2 protein-coding genes and 1 pseudogene are annotated in these 1280 nt (G+C 63.5%); all 3 read left to right on the plus strand.

Annotated elements, in window-relative coordinates:
- Positions 1-221: copper chaperone PCu(A)C (locus tag EN884_RS36190; protein WP_164895429.1), on the plus strand; the 221-nt coding region annotated here is incomplete at its 5' end.
- Between the two features lie 41 nt (positions 222-262).
- A complete protein-coding gene (locus EN884_RS36195; protein ID WP_013529535.1) occupies positions 263-781 on the plus strand; it encodes a YcnI family protein in 519 nt (172 codons plus the stop codon).
- Between the two features lie 54 nt (positions 782-835).
- Positions 836-1258: pseudogene (locus EN884_RS36200) on the plus strand (copper resistance protein CopC); the annotation flags it as partial.
- Positions 1259-1280: the final 22 nt, after the last annotated feature.

Consider the following 1280-nt stretch of genomic DNA (forward strand, 5'->3'; position numbering starts at 1 on the left):
TGACCATGCGGCCGGTTGCCGGCGGCCTGGAAATTCCGGCCGGCGGCAAGGTAGCCCTTGCACCTGGCGGCTATCATTTGATGTTCATGGGCCTGAAGCGGCAACCCAAACAGGGCGAAAAGTTCTCCGCCACCCTGACCTTCGAAAAGGCCGGCGCCGTCAGCGTCGATTTCGCCGTCGAAGGCATGGGCGGCGGCGCCGTGGACGATCACGCCAATTGACCGCGCCAGCTCGACAAATCTTGAAAATCCGAGGGACCATCATGAACAAATATCTTTTGTCGGCCGGCGCACTTCTCGCGCTCGGAACCAGCGCCGCCTTCGCGCATATCACGTTCGAAACCCAGGAGGCGGCGGTCGGCTCGACCTACAAGGCCGTTTTGCGCGTGCCGCATGGCTGCGACGGCAAGGCGACGACCGCCGTGCGCGTGCAGATTCCGGAAGGGGTGATCGCGATCAAGCCGATGCCGAAGCCCGGCTGGACGCTGCAGACCAAGAAGGGCAAGTACGAGAAATCCTACCAGCTCTACGGTCAGGCGGTGACCGATGGGGTCAAGGAGGTCGACTGGAGCGGCGGCAACCTGCCCGATGAATTCTATGACGAGTTCGTTTTCCGCGCGACGCTGACGGCGGATCTCCCCGTCGGCCAAAAACTCTATTTCCCGGTCGTGCAGGAATGCGACGGTGCAGCCGATCGCTGGATCGAGATTCCAGCGGCAGGGCAGGATGAAGACGCACTGGAAAGCCCGGCACCCGGCATCAAGCTGCTGCCGAAGAAATGATCTCCCAGGCGGCGCGCTCTTTCGAGTGCGCCGCTCTTGTTTCGTGGCGGTGACATGAGCACGACCTCCCTCCTGCAAACGGCTTGCATGACCGGCAAACGCACCGGCCGGCTTGCCGTCGGCCTGTTGGCTGTGATCGTGTTTCTTGCCAGCCTTGCCGTGTCAGATCAGGCCTTTGCCCATGCCGCGCTGATCAAGACCGACCCGGCCGACGGCGCGGTGCTGGCACAGGGACCGGCGCAGTTCTCGCTGACCTTCAGCGAGCCGGTCTCGCCTCTGGTGCTGACGCTGGTGAAGCCCGACGGCAAGCCGGTTCCACTGACCGCCTTTCGTCTCAGCGACCAGACCGTCGAGATCGACAATCCGCAGCCGCTCAAGTCGGGCACGCATGTCTTGAGCTGGCGCGTCATCTCCGCAGACGGTCATCCCGTCGGCGGATCGCTGCTGTTTTCCATCGGAGCGCCCAGCGAACCGCCGACGGGATGACCGTCTGCGGAGA

This window comes from Mesorhizobium sp. M7A.F.Ca.AU.001.01.1.1 (genome assembly GCF_004022735.1).
Classification (GTDB): Bacteria; Pseudomonadota; Alphaproteobacteria; order Rhizobiales; family Rhizobiaceae; genus Mesorhizobium; species Mesorhizobium ciceri.

What these genes read in the sequence shown, in the direction of transcription:
- EN884_RS36195 (WP_013529535.1), top strand. Translation starts at nt 263, where the DNA reads ATGAACAAATATCTTTTGTCGGCCGGCGCACTTCTCGCGCTCGGAACC.